1 pseudogene is annotated in these 269 nt (G+C 65.8%); it reads right to left on the bottom strand.

Annotated features, from left to right (window positions below):
- A pseudogene (locus FVA95_RS29865) lies at nucleotides 1-269 on the bottom strand (IS21 family transposase); the annotation flags it as partial.

The following is a 269-nucleotide window of genomic DNA, read 5'->3' as shown; positions in this document are numbered from 1 at the left end:
GTGTTGGCGTGCTCGGTCAGCCACGCCTCGAACTGGGTGTTGAAATCGGCCGGCGAACCGAACACCCTGCCTGGCAGGAACGAGGTCTCAAAGAACCTGTTGTTGCGTTCAACCATGCCCTTGTACTCAGGGTCCGCCGGTGGAGCCAGCTCCAGGCGGGTGCCCAACGTCCCAACAAACGACGTGGCCACCACCGTGGGCCGGCCCGTGCCGCCGATCGCAGACTCGCGGTCCCACACCAGTTTGGCGGTCACCGCGCCGATCCGGCT

This window comes from Pseudonocardia sp. EV170527-09 (assembly GCF_008369905.1).
In the GTDB taxonomy this organism is placed as follows: Bacteria; Actinomycetota; Actinomycetes; order Mycobacteriales; family Pseudonocardiaceae; genus Pseudonocardia.
Note: the sequence above shows the minus strand (reverse complement) of the source record. Positions and strands in the feature narration are given on the sequence as shown.